Origin of the sequence: Kitasatospora sp. NPDC058243, from assembly GCF_042882025.1 — a bacterium.
In the GTDB taxonomy this organism is placed as follows: Bacteria; Actinomycetota; Actinomycetes; order Streptomycetales; family Streptomycetaceae; genus Kitasatospora.
The window spans coordinates 1-22,667 of the sequence record NZ_JBHVWW010000085.1; the positions used below are offsets into that span (position 1 = coordinate 1).

Consider the following 22,667-nt stretch of genomic DNA (forward strand, 5'->3'; position numbering starts at 1 on the left):
AGGCGGGGATCCGCTGTTGCCAGCGGGAGGTGGTGGGCGGGAGGCGGGGAGGGTGGGGGCGGGGGGGGAGGGGGCCCCAGAGATCAGGCAAAGGACCACGCGCAGGAAGTCGGCCCGCCCGACTTCCTGCGCACCACCGCCCCACCCCACCGCGCCGAAGGCCGGTGCCCCCAGGGGCACCGGCCTTCGCGGCAAGGTGGACCAGCCAGGTCCAGCGGAGTCAGGCGGCGATCCCGGTGTCCTCCACCGACGCCCCGGCCACCGGCTCCCCCGCCGCCGTCCCGGCCTTCCGGTCGCGCATCACCAGCGTGGCCACCACCGCCGCCGCCAGCACCCCGATCGCGCTGATCGTGAAGGTCGTCGACATCGCCGAGGTGAAGGCCTCCCGGGCGGTCCGGACGAGCCCGGCGTCCCCGTTGGCCAGTGCCAGCGCCCCGCCGACGGAGTGCTTCGCCTCCTCCGGCATCCCGGCGGGCATCTCGGCGGCGAAACCGCTCGACAGCAGCGAGCCCAGGATGGCGATGCCGAGCGCGGTACCGGCCTGCTGGATGGTGTCGTTCAGCGCCGAGCCGACGCCCGCCTGCTCCGGCGGGATGGTGCCCATCAGCGAGCCCACCGCCGCCGGCATCGCCAGGCCCGCGCCGAGGCCGAGCAGCCCGAGGGCGACCGCCGGGACGGTGAAGCCGGTGCCGGCGGTGACGGTGGTCAGCAGGGCGAAGGAGGCGGCCATGACGAGCATCCCGGTGAGGATGAGCAGGCGGTTGCCGATCGTGGCGGCGAACTTGGCGCCGACCCCGTTGCCGATCAGGGCGGCGATGGCCAGCGGCACGAACGCGAGGCCCGCCTTGACCGGCGAGTAGCCGAGCACGAACTGCAGGTACTGGGTGAGCACGAGCAGCAGGCCGCCGTTGCCGATCTGCACCAGGGTCAGCGACAGCGAGCCCCCGCTGAAGTTGCGGTGTTTGAAGAGCGCCAGCGGAACCATGGGCGCGGAGGTGATGTTCTCCCACGCCACGAACCCGCCGAGCGCGAGCACCGCGATGGCCAGGGTGACCAGGGACTGGCCGCCGAAGGCGCCGTACTGAGGGATCTCGATGATCCACCAGACCAGGGCGGTCATGCCGGCCGCGGAGAGCACCGCGCCGAGCGGGTCGGGCTTCTGCCACGGGCCCTTGGACTCCGGCATCAGCAGCAGGCCGGCCAGGATCGCCAGGGCGACGACCGGGACGTTGATGAAGAAGATCGAGTGCCAGGAGAAGTGGTTGATCAGCACGCCGCCGAGGACCGGGCTGCCGACCAGCCCCAGCATCGCCACCGAGCTCCAGGCGGCCATCGCCTTGTTGCGCTCGTCCTCGTCGAAGACGGTGATGAGGATCGACAGCGTCGAGGGCATGATCAGCGATCCGCCGACGCCCATGGCGACCCGGGCCGCGATCACCTCGCCGGGGTTGGTGCAGAAGGTGGCCGCGAGGGAGGCCGCCCCGAAGAGCAGCAGCCCGATGATCATGATCTTCCGGCGGCCGAAGCGGTCCCCGAGGCTGCCGGCGGTGAGCAGCAGCCCGGCGAAGACCAGGACGTAGGAGTCGAGGATCCACTGGGTGTCCTGGGCGCTGGCGCCGAGGTCCGCCGTCATCGAGGGCACGGCGACCGTGAGCGCCATGCTGTCGACCACCAGGACGAGCGAGCTCAGGCACAGCACGATCAGGATCCACCAGCGGTGCGGATTGCGGCCCTCGGTCGCGTTGAGCGCTGTCATCAGCCACCCCTCCATTCTGCGCACACCGTTCCCCCGGTGCGCACCCCGTTCCTTCGTTGCGCACACTGTACGCATGTCGGAACAGCGTGCGCAATATCCGAATCCTGTACGCTCAATGCGAACGGTGTACGCAGCGGAGCAGGAGCAGAGGGAAGGGGAGCCGCCATGGCCGCCGAAACGAACCCGATCCCGTCCGTATGGGCCCGTCGGCAGCGCGAGCCCGACCAGCCCGCACTCAGCCGGGCCGCGATCGTCCGCGAGGCGATCACCATGCTGGACGCCGAGGGCATCGAGGCCCTGAGCATGCGCAAGCTCGCCACCCGGCTGAACGCGGGCGCCACCTCCCTGTACCGGCACGTGGCGACCAAGGACGAGCTGATGGAGCTCGCGGTGGACGAGGTCTTCGGCGAGATCACCCTCCCACCCGCCGACAGCCCCGACTGGCGCGCCGCCGCCACCGAGGCCGCCGGCGCCTTCCGGACGACGGCCCTGCGCCACCCCTGGCTGTCGTCCGTCCTCGGCCAGGCCGGCCTCGCCCACCTCGGCCCCAACCTGCTGTCCTACGGCGAGCGGCTGACCGCCTTCTTCACCTCGGCCGGCTTCCCCGAGCCGGTCCGGGCGATCGACACGGTCATCTCCTACGTCGTCGGCATGAGCACCACGGAGGCGGCCTGGCTCACCACCGTCGCCCGGGCCGGTGAGAGCGAGGCCGCGTTCGTCGCCCGGCTGATGCCCGCCGCCCGGGAGGCCACCGCGGGCTTCGCCCACCTCGCCGCCGCCTACTCGGCCGCTTCCGCGGACCCGGACCCGGCCGCCACGCGCGACGCCAAGTTCGCCTACGGCCTCGCCGTGGTCCTGGACGGCCTGGCCCTCCGTCTGCCCCGCTGACCCGCCGGCCGGACGACCCGCGGGCACTCCACTCGGCGCGCAGCCACCGCCCGCCCACCACGCCGGGCCGACCGGACCAAGCCGTCCAACTCCCCCGCAAAGGGACAGCGGTCGCGGCCCACGTACGGGCGCCCCCTCCCCGCCTGGCGAAATACCGGCGGTCGCGGGGTGGGGAGCGGGCACAATGGCCTAGTGATGGTGGGCCGTCCGGTGTCGGGGGGCCAGGGAATGGAGGCCCGGGTGAGCGATCTTCCGCGCAAGGCAGTGACCCGCACGGCACGGCTCGCCGCCCTGCCGCTGGGGATAGCCGGACGCGCCACACTCGGTCTGGGCAAGCGCATCGGCGGGCGCTCCGCCGAGGTGGTGACGGCCGAGCTCCAGCAGGCCACCGCCGACCAGCTGTTCAAGGTCCTGGGTGAACTCAAGGGCGGGGCCATGAAGTTCGGGCAGGTGCTGTCCGTCTTCGAGGCCGCGCTGCCCGAGGAGGTCGCCGGGCCGTACCGGGCCGCGCTCACCAAGCTGCAGGACGCCGCTCCCCCGATGCCCGCCGCCAAGGTGCACACCGCGCTCGCCCAGCGGCTCGGGGACGGCTGGCGCGAGCTGTTCCGGGAGTTCGACGACCGGCCGGCCGCGGCCGCCTCGATCGGGCAGGTGCACCGGGCCGTCTGGCACGACGGGCGCCGGGTCGCGGTCAAGGTGCAGTACCCGGGCGCGGGCGACGCGCTGCTCGCCGACCTGACGCAACTGAGCCGGGTGGCCTGGCTGTTGGGCCCGCTGATCCCGGGGCTGGACATCAAGCCGCTGATCGCCGAGCTGCGCGAACGGGTGTCGGAGGAACTGGACTACGAGCTGGAGGCGCAGGCCCAGCGCCGCCACGCCGAGGAGTTCGCCGGCGACCCGGACATCGTGGTGCCCGGCGTGGTGGCGCAGGCCGACCAGGTGCTGGTCACCGAGTGGATGGACGGCACCCCGCTGGCCGAGGTGATCACGGGCGGCACCCAGGAGGAGCGAGACCGTGCCGGGCAGTTGCTGGCCCGGTTCCTGTTCGCGGGCCCGTCCCGGACCGGCCTGCTGCACGCGGACCCGCACCCGGGCAACTTCCGGCTGCTGAAGGACGACGGCCCGGCGTCGGGCTGGCGGCTGGGGGTGCTGGACTTCGGCACGGTGGACCGGCTGCCGGGCGGGCTGCCCGCGCCGATCGGGGCGTCGCTGCGGATGGCCCTGGACGGCGACGCGGCGGGCGTGCTGAAGATGCTGCGCGAGGAGGGCTTCGTCAAGCCCTCGATCGAGCTGGACCCGGACGCGGTGCTGGACTACCTGCGGCCGATCATCGAGCCGGCCGCCGTGGACAGCTTCCACTTCACCCGGGCCTGGATGCGCGCGCAGGCGGCCCGGATCGCCGATCCGCGCTCGCCCGCCTACAACCTGGGCAAGCAACTGAACCTGCCGCCCGCGTACCTGCTGATCCATCGGGTGACGCTGAGCACCATCGGGGTGCTCTGCCAGTTGGGCGCCCAGGCGCCGTTCCGGGCGGAGATGCTGGCGTGGCTGCCCCAGTTCGCCGGTCGGGAGCCGGCGGGGACGGCGAAGCCGGCCGACCCAGTGGGGACGGCGAGACCGGCGGGGACGGCGAAGCCGGCCGGTCGCAAGCCGGCAGGCGGCGAGCCCGCCAACCGCACCCGCAAGAGCTGACCACAACGCCCCCGACGAACCGCAGGCCGCTCCCCGTGACGGGGGGCGGCCTGCGGCACGACGGGGGTGGAACGCGGGGAGGCCCCGCGCCGCGACGAAAGCCGCGACGACAGCCGCGGCTACATCAGGGCGACGGCGATCGCCTTGCGGGCCCGCAGCGAGGCGCGCTCGGCCCGCTGCTTGAGCCGGCGGGCCCGGGCGACCCGGGTGACGAGGCGTTGGTGCTCGGCCTCGTGCAGGCGCTCTTGCATATGGGCCCGGGCCAGGGATTCGTGGAGGAGTTGCATTTCGAGGGTCCTGTTCTGGATCTGAAGTTCGGTGGTCTGCTCAGCGCGGACGGTCGGATCGATGGCGGCGGCGGTCATGTGGTGGTCCTGCTCGTGGTGCGTGCTCGGGAAGGGGGCTGGCCGGGCTGCGTCGGCCTTGGCGGCGGCGATCCGGACGGAACGGCGGAGGGAGCTGTCCAGCAGGGGCTGCTCTCCCCGGCGGACGGCCCTGGCGCCGTGGGCGGGGTTCACGCCATGACCTCGGTCTTGCGCGGACGGCCACGCGGCCGCTTGCGGGCCACGACGACACCCTGGACGAAGAGCTCGCCACCCCAGACGCCCCACGGCTCGCGCCGCTCCAGCGCACCGGTCAGACAGGCGTCCTTGACCGGGCAGGTGCCGCAGAGGGACTTCGCGTACTCGACGTCGGCGGGCGTCTCGGCGAAGAAGACCTCGGGGTCGAAGGCGCGGCAGGGGATGGGGAGCCCGAGCGCCTCGGCCTGCTCGATGGAGCTGATCTGCATGGAAAGAACCTCCGGGGGGTCGGCCTGGTCGGCCTTGGTGATCTGGCTTGTCGGCGGTACGGACGGGATGGGCGGCGTGATGACCGTGGACACTGTGGCGTCTTCCTCGTCTTCTCAGTGGTTCCGGCCCAGATGGCTGGTGGGTCTGGGCCGGAGGCCCCGGGGGGCCTGGGTGGTCTTGCGTACCGGACAAAACAGAAGGGCCGCGGATCCCGGTGTGACGGGTTCCGCGGCCCTGGAGGTGCCGACCTGAGGCTTACTCAGGTTCGTTCTCTCCAGGGTTCAGGCCCGCGGAAGGCCCGCATCCGGATGGCCGTGGCGCCCGCAAAGGCGGCCATGGCCTGGTTAATCTGCTGCTCGTTCTGCTTCTGGGCGTTTCCGGCACCGACGACCTGCGCATAGTCGCCATGCATGGCGGCTGCTACGACTGCCTTCGGTGCCTGGGTCGGTCGCTCATCACGCAGGGAGCGCGACGTGCCGAACGACGCCCAGTCGCCGGACAGACCGGCCTCGACGGAGGTGCCTTCGACGTTCCTGCCGCCCGCGGCGCAGACATCAGTGTGTCCAAGGCCACTGACAACGGGGACGACGGAGACACCGGTGGTGTCGAGACCCAGACCGGTTCCACCGAGCTCGGCGAGCGCCCGCAGACGGGCGGCACGCAGGGAGGCAGCAACAACGGTCTGGCCAGTCATTTTGGTGATCATGATGTTTCCCACTGTCATCGCCTCCTCTCGGCGTCTCGCGGAGCCAGGTCGCCCCGGCTCCGAATGTTCGGATGTCTGTCTCGGTGAAGCTGTTGGGTGCAGGGGATTCGGCACAGGTGTCACCCCGTGCGATCTCGTCCCCTTGACCGCTCCGGCAGGCTATTGCGCTCCCGGTATGCCGCGCAAACTATTTTTCACGGCGGGTTCGGATGTCCCCCGAGCGGCCCCCGGGAGACTCCCCTGGACCGCGCCCGGACCGGCTCACGCCGGATCGACCGGCTCGCCGTCCTCGACGCCGTCCGGATCCTCCTCGGGCTCCTCCCCCGCACACAACGAGAGCACGGCCGCCCCGTACTTGTCCAGCTTCATCGCGCCGACCCCGGAGATCACGGCCAGCTCCTGGCGGCTGGCCGGCACGTCCTCGGCGATGGCCATGAGCGTGGCGTCGGTGAACACCACGTAGGCCGGCGCCCCCTGCTTCTTGGCCTGCCGGGCCCGCCACTCGCGCAGCCGCTCGTACAGCGCCTCGTCCATCGTGGACGGGCAGCTCTCGCAGCGGCGCAGCTTGCGCTCGACCGCCTCGGTGAGCACCTTCTCGCAGACCCGGCACTTGACCGGGCCGCGGACCCGCCGTCCGGCGGAGCGCTCGCCGGGCTCCACGCCCCCGCGCCCGCCCCGCCCGCCGGTGCGTGCGCCGGGGGCGCTGGAGCCGGGACGCAGCCCGTCCAGGAAGCGGCTGGGCTTGCGGCTGGCCCGGCCGCCCGGGGAGCGGCTGAGCGCCCAGGAGAGGGAGAGGTGCCTGCGGGCGCGGGTGACGCCGACGTAGAGGAGTCGGCGCTCCTCCTCGATCTGCTCGTCGGTCTTGGCGTAGATGATCGGCAGGGTGCCCTCGGTGAGGCCGACGAGGAAGACGGCGTCCCATTCGAGGCCCTTGGCGGCGTGCAGCGAGGCGAGGGTGACGCCTTCGACGGCGGGGGCGTGCTGGGCGGCGGCGCGGGCGTCGAGTTCGGCGACGTAGGCGGCGAGGTCGGCGCCGTGGCCGGCGGCGGTGCGGGTGCGCTCGAACTCCTCGGCGAGCCGGACGAGGGCGGCGAGGGACTCCCAGCGGTCGCGGACGGCGCCGGAGCCGGCGGGCGGTTCGGCGGTGAAGCCGCGGGCGGCGAGGACGGCGCGGACCTGGCCGGCGAGGTCGGGGGCGTCGGCGGTGAGCGGGTCGGCGCCGGCCCGGGCGGCGCCGCGCAGCAGGACGCCGGCGTCGCGGACCTCGGGGCGTTCGAAGAACCGCTCGGCGCCCTTGAGCTGGTAGGGGACGCCGAGGTCGGCGAGGGCCTGCTCGTAGACCTCGGACTGGCCGTTGGTGCGGAACAGGACGGCGACCTCGCTGGCGCGCACGCCGGTGGCGAGCAGGTCCTTGATCCGGCGGGCGGTGGTCTCGGCCTCGGTGGGCTCGTCCTCGTACTCGGTGTAGACGGGTTCGGGGCCGGCCTCGCGCTGGGAGACGAGTTCGAGGCGGTGGCGGGCGGCCTCGCCACGGGCCTGGCTGAGCAGTCCGTTGGCGAGGTGGACGACCTGCGGGGTGGAGCGGTAGTCGCGGACCAGCTTGACGACCGTGGCCTCGGGGTGGTGGGTGCGGAAGTTGAGCAGGTAGTCGGGGGTGGCGCCGGTGAAGGAGTAGATGGTCTGGCTGGCGTCGCCGACGACGCAGAGGCTGGCGCCGCCGCCGGGGCCGGTCCACTGGTCGAGCAGCCGCTGCTGGAGCGGCGAGACGTCCTGGTACTCGTCGACGGTGAAGTGCCGGTACTGGGAGCGGACCTGGTCCGCGATGTCGGGGCGGTCCTCCAGGATGGCGGCGGTGAGCAGCAGGACGTCCTCGAAGTCGATGACGCCGCGGCGGCTCTTGGTCTCCTCGTAGACGCGGTAGACCTGGGCGGTCTCGGCCGGGTCGCGGGGGGCTTCGCGGCCGGACTTCTGGACGGCGGCGGGGTAGTCGTCGGGGCCGAGCTGGGTGACCTTGGCCCATTCGATCTCGGCGGTGAGGTCGCGCAGTTCGGTGCGCTGGACGCGCAGGCCGCAGCGGCCGGCGGATTCGGCGACGAGCTGGACCTTGCGTTCGAGCAGCTGGGGCACGGGGCCGCCGACGGCGCGCGGCCAGAAGTACTGGAGCTGGCGCAGGGCGGCGGCGTGGAAGGTGCGGGCCTGGACGCCGTCGGCGCCGAGTTGGCGCAGTCGGCCGCGCATCTCGCCGGCGGCGCGGGCGGTGAAGGTGACAGCGAGGACCTGCTGGGGCTGGTACACGCCGCTGCGCACGCCGTAGGCGATCCGGTGGGTGATGGCGCGGGTCTTGCCGGTGCCGGCGCCGGCGAGGACGCAGACGGGCCCGTGCAGGGCGGTGGCGACGGCGCGCTGTTCGGGGTCGAGCCCGGCGAGCACGGCGTCGGGGCCCGTGGCGGCGGTGGGGTCGGCCCAGAGGGAGCCGTGGGGGCCGTCGGACGGGCTGCCGCTCAAGAGGTCTTCCTGCATGCTTTCCATCCTCTCAGCCCGCTGGGACAACGGGGGCGGGGTTGTCCACAGGCACGGTGTGATCGCAGGATGATCGCTGCGCACCGGGGCGCGCGGGGCCGTTCGGGCGCCGTCGTGGTGCGACGGAGCGTGGCCGTGCGGAATGACCGTCGCGCGGTGGGCGTTCCTGCCCTGAGACCGTACGCCCTCTTCCTGAAGGAGCCTCCTCGATGTCCGGCAGCGTGACGATGTACAGCACGACCTGGTGCGGGTACTGCAACCGACTCAAGAGCCAGATGGACCGGGAGGGGATCGGCTACACGGAGGTCAACATCGAGGAGGACCCGGCGTCGGCGTCGTTCGTCGAGTCGGTCAACGGCGGCAACCAGACCGTGCCGACGGTGCTGGTGACGCCGAACGCCGGCGGCGAGCGGGTCGTGATGACCAACCCGAGCCTGCTGCAGGTGAAGAAGGCCCTCGGGGTCTGAGTGGTCCGAGCGGCCCGCATGGTCCGAACGGCCTGAACGGTCCGAGCGGCCCGCGCGGGCTTGAACGGCCTGAGCGGGCTTGAACGGCCTGAGCGGGGCCGGCCCGGCCCGGGGTCCGGGCCGGCGCGCGTCACTGCGCGTCGGCCCTGGCGGGGTCGACGGGTGCGGCGGGCGCGGGCAGGGTGGCGCGCGCGCCGAGGTCGCCGATGCCGTAGACGAGCCGGCTGCGGTCGGCCGAGTAGCGGGTCTCGATGACCCGGACGGGCCCGCGCCGGTCGTAGGTGACGCGGGTCTGGACCATCAGCGGCACGCCGGGGCCGCCCTGGAACCACTGGGCCTCCTCGGGGCCGGGCATCCGGGCGACCAGGTGGTCGACGGCGCCGATCTCGGTGCGGCCGAGTTCGTTGAGGACGGCCTCGTCGCCGCCCTCGACCGGGTCGGGTTCCATCAGCGGGGTGCCGGCGGCGAGTCCGGCCCGGTAGTGGCTCTCCTCGATGGAGTACGGCTCGCGGTCGAGCAGGCGCAGTTGGCGGCGGACCACGATGGCCTCGCCGGGGCGCAGTCCGAGCCGTTCGGCGATGTCGACCCGGGCCCGGACGATCATCATCTCGAAGTCGGTGGTGAGTTCGCGGCCGGCTTCGGCGGCCTCGCCGAGGTAGACGGCGGAGGGCACGGCCAGGCAGTCCCGGGGGGCGGGGGCCAGGGTGGGGCCGTAGGCGCGGTGGTCCAGGACGGGGTGTTCCCGCAGGTAGGTGCCCTTGCCCTGGAGGCGGACCAGGCGGCCTTCGTTGACCAGGACGTCGACGGCGAGCCGGACGGTGTTGCGGGCGACTCCGTACTGGCGTTCCAGTTCGCTCTCGACCGGGAGTGCGGCGTCGGCGGTGAACTCGCCCTCGGCGATCCGGCGGCGCAGGTCGGCGGCGAGACGCTGGTATTTGGGGGATTGGGCGGTGCCCCGGGGGATTGTCACCCGAGTGAATGTAGCGAGCGCGATGGCGGGGTTTCAGCCGTTTCCGGCAATGTCGTCCGCGCGGGTTGACGACGGCCGCGGGGTGGCGGGTGGCGGTAGCAGAACTGGCCCGTCCGGCCACGAACATCTGATCGTGTCGGATTCGGGAAGGAAGGGAAAAGAAAAACGGGGGCGCGTGGGATAACCCGCACGCCCCCCATTCGTCGGGGATTACCAGCGCGCCGCCGACGGCAGCGGTCCGCCGTACCAGAGCTCGACCAGGTGGCGTGCGATCGAGATCCCGGAGGGCGGCAGGATCTCCCCCGCCTCCATCCCGGCCCGCAGCTCGTCACGGGAGAACCAGCGCGCCTCGGCCAGCTCCTCGCCGTCCACGGTGATCGCCGTGCCGCCCGGCAGCGCCCGGCCCGTGAAGCCGAGCATCAGGCTCGACGGGAAGGGCCAGGGCTGGCTGGCGACGTAGCGCACCTCGCCGACCCGCACGCCGGCCTCCTCGTGCACCTCGCGCACCACCGCCTGCTCGATCGACTCCCCCGGCTCGACGAAGCCGGCCAGGGTGGACCAGCGGCCCTCCGGCCACAGCGCCTGGCGGCCGAGCAGGCAGCGGTCCTGCTCGTCGGTGATCACCATGATCACCGCCGGGTCGGTGCGCGGGTAGTGCTCGGCCGCGCAGGAGGTGCAGCGCCGCACGTGCCCGGCGCCGGCCTTCTCGGTCGGGTGCCCGCAGCGCGAGCAGAAGCTGTGCAGCCGGTGCCAGTGCTCCAGCGCGACGGCGTGCACCAGCAGTCCGGCGTCCCGGTCCGACAGCAGCGCGCCGACCTCGCGCAGCCCGGCCGGGCGGGCGTCGCCGTCCAGCCGCCCGGGCAGGCTCTCCCCGGCCAGCGCGAAGTACGAGACGCCGTCCTCGTCGGTGCCGAGGAAGTACCGGTCCCCGGTCTGCGGCGCCTCGAAGGAGGGCATCAGCACGAGTTCGGTGCCCTGCGCGGTGTCGACGACGAACGCCTCGCCGCCGGCGATCGGCAGCACCCGGGTGGCCGGGTGGCTCCAGGCCGCGGCCAGCCAGGGCTCGTCGAGCCGGTGCTCGGCCGCCCGGTCCACCCCGGCCCGGGCCAGTGCCAGGTTCAGTGGGCGTTCGGTCTCAGGCACGGTGCTCACTTCGTTCCATCCCCACGTGATGAATCATCCGGATGAGTGATCTGACTGCCATGGTGTGCCCGCGCGGGATCACGCGCCGGGCCGGAAGTTCTCGGCCAGGTCCCCCCACAGGTACGCGGCCGTCTCCACGCCCTTGGCCAGCAGGTCCAGTTCGACCTTCTCGTTGACCGAGTGCCAGCCGTCCGAGGGCACCGAGATGCCGAGGAACAGCACCGGCGCGCCGAGCACGTCCTGGAGGTCGGCGGCCGGGCCGGAGCCGCCCTCGCGAGTGAAGAGGATCTTCTGCCCGAAGGCCCGGCCCATGGCGCGGACGGTGGACTGCAGCGCCGGGTGGTCCAGCGGGGTCAGGCAGGGCCGGGTCGCGCCCGGGAAGGTCAGCTCGTGGCGGACGCCCTCGGGCACCCTCGCGGCCACCCACTCCCGGACGGCCTCGCGCACCTTCTCCACCTCCTGCCCGGCGACCAGCCGGAAGGACAGCTTGAGGTGCGCCGAGGACGGCACGATGGTCTTGCCGCCGGGGCCGGTGTAGCCGCCCCAGACGCCGTTGACCTCGGCGGTCGGGCGGGCCCAGACCCGCTCCAGGGTGGAGTAGCCGGCCTCGCCCCGGGTGCCGTACGACTTGGCGACCCTGAGCCACTGCGCCTCGTCGAAGGGCAGTTCGGCGAACAGCTCGCGCTCGCGGTCGGTCAGCTCGATCACGCCGTCGTAGAAGCCCGGGATGTCCACCCGGCGGTCGGCGTCGTGCAGGCCGGCCGCCAGCTCGGCGGCGACCTGCGCCGGGTTGGGGACGGCGCCGCCGAAGGAGCCGGAGTGGATGTCGGTGTCCGGGCCGTACAGGTCGATCTGGGCGTCGGCCAGGCCCCGCATGCCGGTGCACACGGTCGGCGTGGTCTCGGACCACATGCCGGTGTCCGAGATGACCACCACGTCGGCGGCCAGCCGCCCTGCCTCGCGCCGGACCAGGTCGGCGAAGTGCGGCGAGCCGGACTCCTCCTCGCCCTCGATCAGCAGCTTGAGGTTGACGGCCGGCGCGGTGCGGCCGGTCGCGGCCAGGTGGGCGCGCACGCCCAGGGCGTGGAAGAACACCTGGCCCTTGTCGTCGGCCGCGCCGCGGGCGAACAGCCGCCCGCCGACCACGGTCGGGGTGAACGGCTCCGTCTCCCAGCCGTCCTCCTTCGCGGCGGGCTGCACGTCGTGGTGCCCGTAGACCAGGACGGTCGGCGCGGACGAGTCCCCGGAGGGCCACTCGGCGAACACTGCCGGCAGGCCGTCGGTCTCCCACACCTCGGCCACCGGGAAGCCGGTGTCGCGCAGCTTGGCGGCCAGCCACTCGGCGGAGCGCCGCACGTCGCCGGCGCGGGCCGGGTCGGCGGAGACCGAGGGAATGGCCAGCCACTCGGAGAGGTCGGCGAGGAAGCCGGCCTGGTGCTGGTCGATGAAGGAGCGGACGACGCTGTCCGGAGTTCTCGTCATACCGACGACTTTAGTTCGCCCGTGCGGGTGCCCGCCCCGGCCGTCCGGCTGCCGGGCGCCGTTGGGGCTGTAACCTCCGTCACCCCCGCCCGCGCCCCCGGATTGGAGGGGGCGCGGACGGGGGTGACGGGAGGGTGCACGGACCTCAGCCGGAGCGGCGCAGCAGCGAGATCCGCGAGCGGGTGAGCAGCGCGGCCAGGCCCGCCGCGAGCAGCGGCAGCGCCACCACGGTGAACCCGATGGTGAGCCACGGGAGGACCACGACCGACTTGTTGGCGATCATCTCGGCGGGCATCCCGGGGACGGTGGCCGCCGCACCCTGGACCTTGCGCAGGGCCACCGCCGGCACGATCCCGCAGACGGTGCCGAGCAGGGTGCCCATGGCCGCGATCACCCCGCACTGGAAGCCGGACAGCGTGCGCCGGATCCGGGGCTCGGCGCCGACCGCCGCGAGGGTGGTCAGGTCGCGCTGGGAGTCGGCGGCGGCGAGTCCGGTGGCGATGCCGGCCGCGCCGAGGGCGACGATGCCGGCGAAGATCGACAGCCCGAGGCCGATCAGGTCGGCCCTGGACTGGTAGCCGCGCTCGATCGAGAGGACCTCCTGGTCGGTGAGCTTGGCCAGCGCCCCGTTGGCCTTCTGCTGGGAGCCGTCGGAGGGGGAGCTGTCGGGCAGCCAGACCGAGCCGGCCGGGGCGGTGGTGAGGCCGAGCCGGGTGGCGGTGTCGGGGCTGATCACGGCCTGGCCGCTGGCCGGCACCGCCGCGGACGCGAGGACGGCGTCGACGGAGATCTCGGTGTGGCCGCGCTTCCTGGGGGACGGCCCGTGGGACGACCCGTCGGTCTCCTCCATCGGATCGTTCAACTCGACCGCGATCTTGCCGTCCTTGAGGTAGCGCGCGTCGAAGACCACGGCCTTGCCGGCGGCGAGGGCCTGCCCGGCGGCCGGGTCGGTGACGCCGTAGAGGTTGTGCAGCAGGGTGGCGTCGCCCGCGGAGAGGTTGCTGAACTGGTTGCCGCGGTGGCCCGAGACCTGGCAGCGCGGGTCGGTGCCGAGGATGCGCTCCGTCTCGCTGGTGCTCCGCTCGGTGTCGTCGAGGACGGGGCAGCGCAGTTCCTCGGGCAGCGCGACCTGGATGTAGCCGCAGCTGCTGCCGCCGTCGGCGCAGTCGCCCTTGTAGTTGACGCGCTGGACGTCGGCGCGCGGCCCGAGGGCGGGGATGTTGCGTTCCACCGCGTCGCGCATCTGCGGCAGCAGATTGCCCTCGGAGGCGGGCAGCCAGCCGCTGCCGAGCAGGACGGCGCCGGAGGGGGCGGCGGCGGTGTACTCGCGGCGGTTCCCCTCGTCGTAGCTGGCGAGGTAGACGCTGACCGCGACGGTGCCGGCGACGGCGGCCATCACGGCGGCGACGGCGGGCGCGGTGCGGCCGCGGTGGCGCACCGAGTCGCGCAGGGCGAGCCGGGGGCCGAGCGAGAGCCAGCGGCCGAGCCGGCCGAACAGGCCGACCAGGTAGGGCGTCAGGGCGACCATGCCGAGTTCGGCGACGGCCGAGCCGCCGAGGACGGACAGGCTGCGGTTGGCGAAGCCGCTGGTGGCGCCGAGCAGGGCGAGCGCGGAGCCGCCGCCGAGCATCAGCAGGCCGACCACGGCGAGCCTGCGGCTCGGGGGCTTGAGCGAGTCGCGGCCGGTGAGCGCGGCGACGACGTCCTGGCGGGAGGCCTGGACGGCGGGCACGACGGCGGCGAGCAGGCCGGTGACCAGGCCGACCAGGAGCACGCCGAGCAGGTCGAGCGGCTGGAGGTTGAAGTGGCCGAAGCGCTGGCCGGCGTACTCCTCGGCCCGGGTGCGCAGCAGGGCGACCAGGCCGATGCCGAGTCCGAGGCCGACGACGGCGCCGGTGACGCCGAGGACGATGCCGCCGCCGAGGACGACGGCGCGGATGTTGGCGCGCTCACCGCCGCCGGCGGCGAGCAGGCCGAGCTGCCGCCGGGAGCGCCTGGCCCCGACGGCGAAGGCGGGGCCCGCGAGGAGGACGATCTCCAGCAGGGCCATGCCGACGACGGTGGCGAGGATGACGACGGAGGTGCGGTCGAGGTAGCCGGGGGTGGGGCCGCCGCGCTTGTCGGCCTCGACGTAGTAGGGGACATCGGCGCGGGCCGGCGGGTCGAGCAGGACGGCGCGGGAGGCGAGGGCGAAGCCGTAGCCGCCCAGTTCGGTGACCTTGGGCCAGTCGAGGGTGGCGCCGGCGGGGAGCTTGACGAGCCAGCGGGTGGGCGCGTCGGTGCCGGCGTTGCGGCTGCGGTCGGCGCCGGGGAGCTTGGCAAGCTTGCTGATCAGGGTGCCGGGCCGGGCGATGATCTCGGTGGCCGTCAGTTCACCGGGGTACTCGACGACGCCGGTGATGGTGAAGGGGCTGTCCTCCAGGCCGCGGACGGCGGTCCGGTCGCCGATCTTGAGGCCGGAGCGGGTGAGGAAGTCCCGGGTGACGGCGGCTTCGCCGTCGGTGGCGGGGGCGCGGCCCTTGACCAGGTTGACGCGGCCGTTCCAGACCGGGTCGGTGAGGTCCAGTTCGGTGGTCCCGGTGCTGAGCAGGCCCTGGGAGCTGCCGGCGGCGATGTAGGGGCCCTGCCGCTCGGGTACGAGGGTGGCGCCGGGCGGGAGCAGCTGCTTCGCCAGTTCGGCGGGCTCGGTGTCGAGGCTGCGCTGCTGGGCGGGGGTGTACTGGGGGGCGGCGCCGTTCTTCGCCTCGTCCTTGGCGCTCTTGGTGGTCATTCCCTTGTCGGGGTCGGGCGCCTGGAGGACGGTGGAGCCGCGTTCGACCATCTGCAGTTCGCCGGCGGCCTGGCCCATGACGCGCACGACGTGTTCAGCGGGTTCGAGGTCGGCGCTGCGGAAGACCACGTCGGCGCCGGTGACGCCGAGGACGGGCAGCGCGACCATGGCGATGACCAGGGCGCTGCGGCCCTTGGCCCGCAGGGCGTCGCGGCGGGCGATGCGCAGGGCGACCCGCCAGGCGCTGAGCTTCACTCGTCCACCTTCATGCTGTTGGTGGCGGCGCTGACGAGCAGGCTGGCGGCGTCCTGGCTGACGCTCTCGTCGACCATGCGGCCGTCGCGCAGGAAGACCACGCGGTCGGCCCAGGCGGCATGCCGGGCCTCGTGGGTGACCATCATGGCGGCGGCGCCGGCGTCGCAGCGGGCGCGCAGGACGGCGAGGACGGCCTCGCCGGTGGTGGAGTCGAGGGCGCCGGTGGGCTCGTCGGCGAGGACGAGGCGGCGCTCGCCGATGAGGGCGCGGGCGATGGCGACGCGCTGCTGCTGGCCGCCGGACATGTCGTCGGGGAAGCGGTCGGCGAGCTCGGGGATGCCGAGCTCCTCCAGGGCGGCGAGCGCCTCGCGGCGGGCGGCGCGGGCGGAGAGGCCGTCGAGTTCGCGCGGCAGCGAGATGTTCTCGCCGGCGGTGAGGGCCGGTATCAGGTTGTAGTCCTGGAAGACGTAGCCGATGGAGCGGCGGCGGACCTGGGCGAGCCGCTTGCGGTTGAGCCCGCCGAGGGCGACGCCCTCGACGAGGACCTGGCCGGTGGTCGGGGTGTCCAGTCCGCCGGCGAGGGTGAGGAGCGTCGACTTGCCGGAGCCGGACGGGCCCATGACGGCGACGAACTCGCCGGGGTGGACCTTGAGGTCGATGCCGCGCAGGGCTTGGACCTCCGCGGCGCCTTGGCCGTGGACTCGGGTGACGTTCTCCAGGTGCAGTACCGGCGTCTGCCGGGCCGGGTCGGTGTGGGACATGGTTCCCCCCTTGTGCTGGTGGTGGGCTCGGCGTCGGGTCCGGGCCGATGGTTCGGGTGGCCGCCGGGGTCAGGTGCGTCAGCGGCGGGCGGGGTCGGGTACGTGGGCTACGGCGGGCGCGGTCGGGTGCGCGCGGTCAGGTGCGCGAGCGGCGGCGGGTGGGCCGGGCGGCCGTGGCGCCGCCGTCGCGGGCGGCTTCGGCGGCGCGGGCCTGTTCGGTCTCCGCGTGCTGGTGGAGCCGGGTCTCGCAGTGGTCGAGCCAGCGGATCTCGGCCTCGGTCTGGAAGATCAGCTGGTCGAGGACGAGCAGCCAGGCCAGGTCGTTGCTCGCGGAGGGCGCGATGCCGGGCCGTGACTCCCCGGCCAGCGCGCGGCCCTTGAGTCGGGTGTAGTCCTGGAGTGCCTTGATGCTGTGGCGGCGCTGGCCCTGGACGACGGCGGAGACGTCCACCCCGGGGACGGTGACGGCCATGGCGAGCTTGATGGCCAGTTCGTCGCGCGGGGGGTTGGTCCGGGGCACCGGGGTGTCGAACCAGGCCCGCAGCTCGGTGCGCCCCTCCTCGGTGACGGCGTAGAACTGGTGGCCCTCGTCGTCCTCTCCGGCGGGCTCGACCAGGCCGTCCCGCTCCAGTCGGGACAGCGTGGTGTAGACCTGCCCGACGTTGAGCGGCCAGGTGGCGCCGGTGCGCGCCTCGAACTCGGTGCGCAGTTGGTAGCCGTAGCGCGGGCCCTGGTCGAGCAGGGCGAGCAGACCGTGTCGGATGGACATACTCAGTATGTATACCCGGTATGCCCTACAGGCTCAAGCCGCGCCCCCTCCCCCGGCGAGCGGGTACCGTCGTGCGGTGTGAGCCAGTTGCGCATCGCCACCTTCAACCTGCTGCACGGTCAGCCGCTCGCCCCGGACGGCGCCCCGCGGCCCTACCCCGCCGACGCCGGCGGGCCGCTGGCGGAGGCGGTGGCCGCGCTGGACGCCGACGTACTGGCCCTGCAGGAGGTGGACCGCCACCAGTCCCGCTCCGGCGGCACCGACCAGGCCGCGGTGGCCGCCAAAGCCATGGGGGCCGCCGACTGGCGGTTCGCCGCCGCCCTGCACGGGCGCCCGGCGCCGGTCGCGGGCTGGGTGCCGGAGCCCTCCGTGCCCGGCGGCCTGCGGGTGTACGGGCCCGGCGACGTCGGCGACGGCGCCCCGCCCTCGTACGGCACCGCGCTGCTGACCCGGCTCCCGGTGCGGCACTGGCGGGCCCGCCGGTTCGCCCCGGCTCCGTTCGGGCTGCCGCTGCGGGTGGCCGGCCGGCGCGGGCTCACCCCGGTGCCGGACGAGCCGCGGGCGGCGCTGGCGGCCGTGCTGGAGGGCGACCACGGCCCGTTCACCGTGGTGGCGGCGCACCTGTCCTTCGTCCCCGGGTGGAACATGGCGCAGCTGGCCGGCATCCGGCGGTGGATCGCGGACCTGCCGCAGCCGTACCTGGTGCTGGGCGACTTCAACCTGGTCGGCGCGGTGCCGCGCACCGTCCTCGGCGGGGCGACCGCGCTGGAGCGCACCGCGCCCCGGGCACGGGTCCGGGTCCGGGAGCTGCGGGCGGCCCGGCGGGCCCGGCCGGCCCTGGCCGAGCCGCGCCGGCGCCGGGTGCGCGAGCCCCGCCCCCGGCTGCAGGGCTGGTACGACCTGGCCCGCACCCCGACGTACCCCTCGCACCGCCCGGCGGTGCAGTTCGACCACGTGCTGGCGGTCGGCGTGCCGCGCGCCGCGGTCGGCCCGGCGGCGGCGCCGCGCGCGGCGGTGTCGGACCACCGGCCGCTGCTGGTGGAGGTCTCGCTCTAGATCCTCTCCGAGCCTAGCGCTGGCGGGACAGGATGCCGTGCTGGTGCGGTAGTTGGGGGCCGGCGGCGGGGGCCGGCGCGTACTGGAGGAGCAGCATGGCCGCGTCGTCGCCGAGTTGGCGGCCGACGTGGCGCACCACGTCCTCGTGCAGGCGCTGCAGGACGTCCGCCGGGCGGCCGTCGGCGCAGCGCGGGAGGCGTTCGGCGAGCGGGTAGAAGGCGCCGGAGCGGTCGCGGGCCTCGATCACCCCGTCGGTGAACAGCAGGACCCGGTCGCCGGGCCGCAGTGCCACCCGGTGCACCGGCGGCCGGACGTCGGCCGGGTCGAGGACGCCCAGCGGCGGGACGGTCTCGGCGAGTTCGAGCGGCCGGACGTCCCCGCCGCGCAGCAGCAGCGGCGAGGGGTGGCCGCAGTTGACCAGTTCCGCGGTGCCGTCCGCCCCGACGCCGATCAGCACCAGGGTGACGAACTCCTCCTCCACGCCCGGGTGGTCGTTCTCGTGCAGGGCCCGGTCGAGGCTGACGGCCAGCCAGCCGGCGACCCGGTCCAGTGCGGGCTCCTGGTGCGCGGCCTCGCGGAAGGCGCCGAGGACGGCGGCGGCGGTCTCGACCGCGCCGAGGCCCTTGCCGCGGACGTCGCCGACCACGGCCCGCACCCCGTGCCGGGTGTTGACCACCTCGTACAGGTCGCCGCCGATCCTGGCGTGCGCGGCGGCGGCCTCGTAGTGGACGGCCGCCTGGACGGTGCCGACCCGCTCGGGGACGGGCCGCAGCAGCACCCGGCGGGCGATCGAGGCGACGAGCTGGGCGTCGGCCAGCGCCCGCTCCTGGCGCAGCCGAAGGGTGGCGCTGACCCAGCCGATCAGGGCGACCAGCAGGATCGCGAAGACGCTGGCGGCGTGCACGGACTGGTCGAGGGCGTCGCTGCGGAAGGCCATCAGGAAGGCCACCGCCTCGGTGAAGAGGCCGATGGCGAGCGGGTACCAGGTTCGGTGGCTGACCACGGCGGCCAGCGCGGGGACGGCGGTGAGGGCCGGTTCGACCGTCACCTCGGTGTTGCTGACGAAGTCGAGGGCGACGATCAGCGCCATGCCGATGAAGGGCAGCGCGAGCGCCGTCCTCGGCCAGGTGCCGGTCGTGCCCGGAGCGGGTCCCGGGGTCGGCCCGGTGAACCGCTCTCTGATCCATCCGGTCGCGCTCAACGTCGGTTACTCCAGCAGAAGACGCCGATGCCCGGGGGCACCTGCGGTGATGACTGAGGGTTAGGGAATGCGGGCCTCGCTGGCGGCCGGAGCACGGGGGTTGACCGGTTACCGACCCCACAATAGGCACGAAACGTGCATGGCGCACAGGTTTCGGGCGCTGCCGTGATGACTTGAATGCTCTGCGTGACTCATTCTTCACTGTTCCCGATCAGGAGCCGTTCCAACTCTTTTCGGTCGGGAAGTCCTGTCGGACGGACGATCCGCCCGCTGCGGACGTACAGGAAGGAAGCCGTGACCTGCTCCGGCGGAACGCCCGCCTGCTCGGCCCAGGCGATCCGGTAGACCGCGAGCTGCAACGGGTCGGCGGTCTCCTCGCGGTGGGTCTTCCAGTCCACCACTTCGTAGCGTGACGCGCCACCGGTTACTGACGTCACGTCACCGTCCCGGTACACCGCGTCGATCCGGCCGCGCACCACCCGACCCCCGAGCACCAGCTGGAACGGCGCCTCCACCCGGTGCGGCCGGCGCTGGGCGTACGGGGTGCGCAGGAACGCCTCCTTGAGCCGCTCCAGGTCCTGCTCGTCCTCGATGCCGTCGTCGTCGGCGCCGGGCAGCGCGCCCGGCTCGATCAGCAGCAGCGGTTCGATCCGGGACTGCACCCAGGCGTGGAAGCGGGTGCCCCGCCGGGCGGCCGGCTGCGGCGGGCGCGGCATCGGCCGGGCCAGGTCGCGCGCGAAGCCGTCCGGGTCGGCGGCCAGGCGCAGCAGTTGGGTGGCGGACAGCGCGGCGGGCAGCGGCACGTCGCGGGCGGTGCGCCGGGAGCGCTCCAACTCGCCCAGCAGCGCGGTGAGGTCGCGGTCCCAGGAGGCCGCCTGGCGCTGGTCCTCGGCGGCCATCGGCTCGGGTTCGGGGGCGGGCGCGCCGGCCAGCCGGGCGTGCACCACCTCGGCGACCCGGCGGCGGGCCAGCTGGGCGGCCGGGTCCAGCGGCAGCGGCCAGGGGCGCTCGACGGGATCGGCCAGCGCCGGGTTCTCGGCGCCCTTCTCCGGCTGCTCGGCCCAGTGCTCGACCTCCCCGGCGCCGGGCCGCTCGCAGTGCTCGCGCAGCTGCTCCAGGAAGGCGGACGGACCGCGGACGGTCTTCTGGCTGGGCCCCCACCAGTGCCCGGAGGCCAGCAGCAGCGTGCGCGGGCGGGTGAACGCGACGTAGCCCAGGCGCAGTTCCTCGGTGCCGGAGTGCTCGGCCAGCTGCCGCTTGAACGCGGTCATGGCCTTGCCGTCCCACCCGCCGCGCACGTCGGGCAGGGTGTCCGCGTCGCCGCGCAGGGCGTGCGGGAGCACCCGTTTGCTGCTGGTCCAGCGCTCGCGCGAGGTGGTGGACGGGAACGAGCCCTTGACCAGGCCGGGGACGGCGACGACGTCCCACTCCAGGCCCTTGGACTTGTGCGCGGTGAGCACCTTCACGGTGTCCTCGCCGCCGGGCAGGCTGCTGTCCAGGCCGCGCTCGTACTCCTGGGCGGCGCGCAGGAAGCCGAGGAAGGCGGCCAGGCCGGGGTCGCCGTCGAGGTCGGCGAAGGAGGCGGCGACGTCCAGGAAGGCGTGCAGGGTCTCGCGCCGCCGGGCGGCCAGCGCCTGCGGGGAGGCGGCGAGTTCGACCTCCAGGCCGGTGACGGCCAGCACCCGGTGCAGCACGTCCATCAGCGGGTCGGCGAGCGAGCGGCGCAGGTCGCGCAGCTCCTGGCCGAGGCGGGCCAGGCGGACCCTGGCCTCGGCGGAGAAGGGCAGTTCGTCGGGCTGCTCCGCGTCGAGGAAGGTCTCCACCGCGTCGGCGAGCGAGACCACCTCGGTGGGGTCGGCCTCGGCGACGGCCGCCGTCAGCGCCTCCACGCCCTCGGGCCGGTCGGTGCGCACCAGGTCGGCGGCCCGGCGCCCGAGCAGGGCGAGGTCGCGCGGGCCGATCCGCCAGCGCGGGCCGATCAGCAGGCGCACCAGCGCGGCGTTGGCGGTCGGGTCCTGGAGCACCTCGCAGACCGCCACCAGGTCGGCCACCTCGGGCAGTTGCAGCAGCCCGCCCAAGCCCACCACCTCGACCGGCACCTCGCGGGCGACCAGGGCGGCGTGGATGTCCGGGAAGGCCGCGCCGCCGCGGCACAGCACGGCGATCCGGCCGGGCGCGGTGCCGGTGCGCACCAGGTGGGCGATCGAGTCGGCGAGCCAGTCGACCTCCTCGGCGTGGGTGGGCAGCAGCGCCGCCCGCACGTAGCCGTCCTGCTCGGCGCCGGGGGCCGGGCGCAGCGCCTCGACGCCCTCGTGCATGGCCCGCAGCGGCGCGGCGAGTTCGTTGGCGAAGGCGAGCAGCCGGCCGCCGCTGCGGCGGTTCTCGCTGAGCGCGTAGCGGGCGGCGGGGCGGCCGTCGGCCTTCGGGAAGTGCCGGGGGAACTCGTCGAGGTTGGCGACGGAGGCGCCGCGCCAGCCGTAGATCGCCTGGCAGGGGTCGCCGACGGCGGTGACGGGGTGGCCGGCAAAAGGATGGCCGGGACCGGGGCCGGCGCCGAACAGGCCGGCCAGCATCAGCCGCTGGGCGACCGAGGTGTCCTGGTACTCGTCGAGCAGCACGACCCGGAACTGGCCGCGGAGCAGCGCGCCGACCTCGGGCCGCTGCTGGGCGAGCCGGGCGGCGGCGGCTATCTGGTCGCCGAAGTCCATCAGCCCGGCGGTGTGCTTGCGGCGCCGGTAGTCCTCGACCAGGCGCAGCAGTTCCAGCCGGGCCCGGGCGGTGGCGGGGACGGCCCGCAGGTCGTCGTTGGTGAGCTTGACGGTGGCGAGGGTGTCCAGCAGGTCCTCGTCGTGGGCGCGCAGGGTGTCCGGCTCGACCAGGTGCTCGGCGAGTTCGCCGTCCAGGGCGATCAGGTCGGCGACCAGGTTGGCGAAGGTGCCGGTGAGCGCGGGGAACGGGCCGCGGGCGGTGCGCAGCACCTTGGCGGCGAGCTGGAAGCGGGTGGCGTCGGCGAGCAGCCGCACGTCGGGTTCGATGCCGATCCGCAGGCCGTGCTCCTTGAGCAGCCGGCCGGCGAAGGCGTGGTAGGTGGAGATCTCCGGTTCGCCGAGCGGCTCCGCGCCGTCCTGCCCGGTGACGCCGGCCCGCAGCAGGGCGGTGCGCACGCGTTCGGCGAGTTCGCCGGCGGCCTTGTTGGTGAAGGTGAGGCCGAGCACCTCCTCGGGCCGGACGGCGCCGGAGCCGACCAGCCAGACCACCCGGGCGGCCATCACCGTGGTCTTGCCGGAGCCGGCGCCGGCCACGATCACGGCCGGTTCCAGGGGGGCGCCGATGGCCGCCATCTGCTCCCGGTTGAACGGGATGCCCAGCAGCTCCTTGAGCTGGTCGGGATGGCTGAGCACGGCGGTCACCCCGCAACGTTAACCGGAGCGGCGGACAAC

Annotated in this window: 17 protein-coding genes; 4 read left to right on the top strand and 13 right to left on the bottom strand. The window is 74.0% G+C overall.

Annotation, left to right across the window (positions count from 1 at the left end):
- Positions 1-220 precede the first annotated feature (220 nt).
- Positions 221-1,756, bottom strand: coding sequence for an MFS transporter (locus tag ACFVX9_RS35600; protein ID WP_387985937.1), 1,536 nt, complete (start codon positions 1,754-1,756; stop codon positions 221-223).
- Positions 1,757-1,921: 165 nt separating this feature from the next.
- On the opposite strand from ACFVX9_RS35600, the gene ACFVX9_RS35605 reads away from it, so the two are divergent.
- Together ACFVX9_RS35605 and ACFVX9_RS35610 are read left to right on the top strand one after the other, a co-directional pair.
- Positions 1,922-2,644 carry a TetR/AcrR family transcriptional regulator gene (locus ACFVX9_RS35605; protein WP_387985940.1) on the top strand — a complete coding sequence of 241 codons (723 nt, stop codon included), beginning with the start codon at positions 1,922-1,924 and terminating at the stop codon, positions 2,642-2,644.
- A 240-nt stretch (positions 2,645-2,884) separates the two neighbouring features.
- Positions 2,885-4,336: an ABC1 kinase family protein gene (locus ACFVX9_RS35610; protein WP_380378174.1), complete on the top strand. Its 1,452-nt coding sequence runs from the start codon at positions 2,885-2,887 to the stop codon at positions 4,334-4,336.
- 119 nt (positions 4,337-4,455) lie between these two features.
- Here the strand turns inward: ACFVX9_RS35610 and ACFVX9_RS35615 are convergent, their stop codons facing one another.
- The 4 genes from ACFVX9_RS35615 to ACFVX9_RS35630 all read right to left on the bottom strand — a co-directional run bounded on the left by ACFVX9_RS35615 (position 4,456) and on the right by ACFVX9_RS35630 (position 8,362).
- Positions 4,456-4,701 (bottom strand): hypothetical protein, encoded by a 246-nt coding sequence (locus ACFVX9_RS35615; RefSeq protein ID WP_079136258.1) that lies wholly within the window; start codon positions 4,699-4,701, stop codon positions 4,456-4,458.
- Positions 4,702-4,850: 149 nt separating this feature from the next.
- Positions 4,851-5,219, bottom strand: a complete 369-nt coding sequence (locus tag ACFVX9_RS35620) for a WhiB family transcriptional regulator (protein WP_371517211.1) — start codon at positions 5,217-5,219, stop codon at positions 4,851-4,853.
- Between the two features lie 167 nt (positions 5,220-5,386).
- Entirely contained in the window at positions 5,387-5,845 is a 459-nt protein-coding gene (locus ACFVX9_RS35625; protein WP_387985944.1) for a hypothetical protein, read from the bottom strand.
- A gap of 249 nt (positions 5,846-6,094) precedes the next feature.
- Complete coding sequence (locus ACFVX9_RS35630; protein ID WP_387985947.1) at positions 6,095-8,362, bottom strand: ATP-dependent DNA helicase UvrD2; 2,268 nt, start codon at positions 8,360-8,362, stop codon at positions 6,095-6,097.
- A gap of 200 nt (positions 8,363-8,562) precedes the next feature.
- Here ACFVX9_RS35630 and ACFVX9_RS35635 point away from each other — a divergent pair, with 200 nt between their 5' ends.
- Positions 8,563-8,820 carry a mycoredoxin gene (locus ACFVX9_RS35635; RefSeq protein ID WP_063347903.1) on the top strand — a complete coding sequence of 86 codons (258 nt, stop codon included), beginning with the start codon at positions 8,563-8,565 and terminating at the stop codon, positions 8,818-8,820.
- Positions 8,821-8,950: 130 nt separating this feature from the next.
- Here ACFVX9_RS35635 and ACFVX9_RS35640 read toward each other — a convergent pair whose 3' ends face one another.
- The 6 genes from ACFVX9_RS35640 to ACFVX9_RS35665 all read right to left on the bottom strand — a co-directional run bounded on the left by ACFVX9_RS35640 (position 8,951) and on the right by ACFVX9_RS35665 (position 16,970).
- Positions 8,951-9,790, bottom strand: coding sequence for a GntR family transcriptional regulator (locus tag ACFVX9_RS35640; RefSeq protein ID WP_363372614.1), 840 nt, complete (start codon positions 9,788-9,790; stop codon positions 8,951-8,953).
- Positions 9,791-10,000: 210 nt separating this feature from the next.
- Positions 10,001-10,942, bottom strand: a complete 942-nt coding sequence (nudC, locus tag ACFVX9_RS35645) for an NAD(+) diphosphatase (RefSeq protein WP_208869073.1) — start codon at positions 10,940-10,942, stop codon at positions 10,001-10,003.
- Positions 10,943-11,011: 69 nt separating this feature from the next.
- The gene (locus tag ACFVX9_RS35650) at positions 11,012-12,415 is read right to left on the bottom strand and encodes a dipeptidase (protein ID WP_387985951.1); all 1,404 of its coding nucleotides are present in this window, start codon (positions 12,413-12,415) and stop codon (positions 11,012-11,014) included.
- A 145-nt stretch (positions 12,416-12,560) separates the two neighbouring features.
- The gene (locus ACFVX9_RS35655; RefSeq protein ID WP_380378178.1) at positions 12,561-15,440 is read right to left on the bottom strand and encodes an FtsX-like permease family protein; all 2,880 of its coding nucleotides are present in this window, start codon (positions 15,438-15,440) and stop codon (positions 12,561-12,563) included.
- Positions 15,437-16,201, bottom strand: a complete 765-nt coding sequence (locus ACFVX9_RS35660) for an ABC transporter ATP-binding protein (RefSeq protein ID WP_063347908.1) — start codon at positions 16,199-16,201, stop codon at positions 15,437-15,439. Before ACFVX9_RS35660 ends, ACFVX9_RS35655 begins: the two co-directional genes overlap by 4 nt.
- A 136-nt stretch (positions 16,202-16,337) precedes the next feature.
- Positions 16,338-16,970, bottom strand: a complete 633-nt coding sequence (locus tag ACFVX9_RS35665; protein ID WP_387985956.1) for a PadR family transcriptional regulator — start codon at positions 16,968-16,970, stop codon at positions 16,338-16,340.
- A gap of 78 nt (positions 16,971-17,048) precedes the next feature.
- Between ACFVX9_RS35665 and ACFVX9_RS35670 the strand changes: the two genes are divergently transcribed.
- Positions 17,049-18,026, top strand: a complete 978-nt coding sequence (locus tag ACFVX9_RS35670) for an endonuclease/exonuclease/phosphatase family protein (protein ID WP_063347910.1) — start codon at positions 17,049-17,051, stop codon at positions 18,024-18,026.
- A 13-nt stretch (positions 18,027-18,039) separates the two neighbouring features.
- On the opposite strand, the gene ACFVX9_RS35675 is transcribed toward ACFVX9_RS35670, so the two are convergent.
- Both ACFVX9_RS35675 and ACFVX9_RS35680 read right to left on the bottom strand, forming a co-directional pair.
- Entirely contained in the window at positions 18,040-19,227 is a 1,188-nt protein-coding gene (locus tag ACFVX9_RS35675) for a PP2C family protein-serine/threonine phosphatase (protein WP_079135641.1), read from the bottom strand.
- A 191-nt stretch (positions 19,228-19,418) separates the two neighbouring features.
- A complete protein-coding gene (locus tag ACFVX9_RS35680; protein WP_380492747.1) occupies positions 19,419-22,637 on the bottom strand; it encodes a UvrD-helicase domain-containing protein in 3,219 nt (1,072 codons plus the stop codon).
- Between the last annotated feature and the right edge of the window lie 30 nt (positions 22,638-22,667).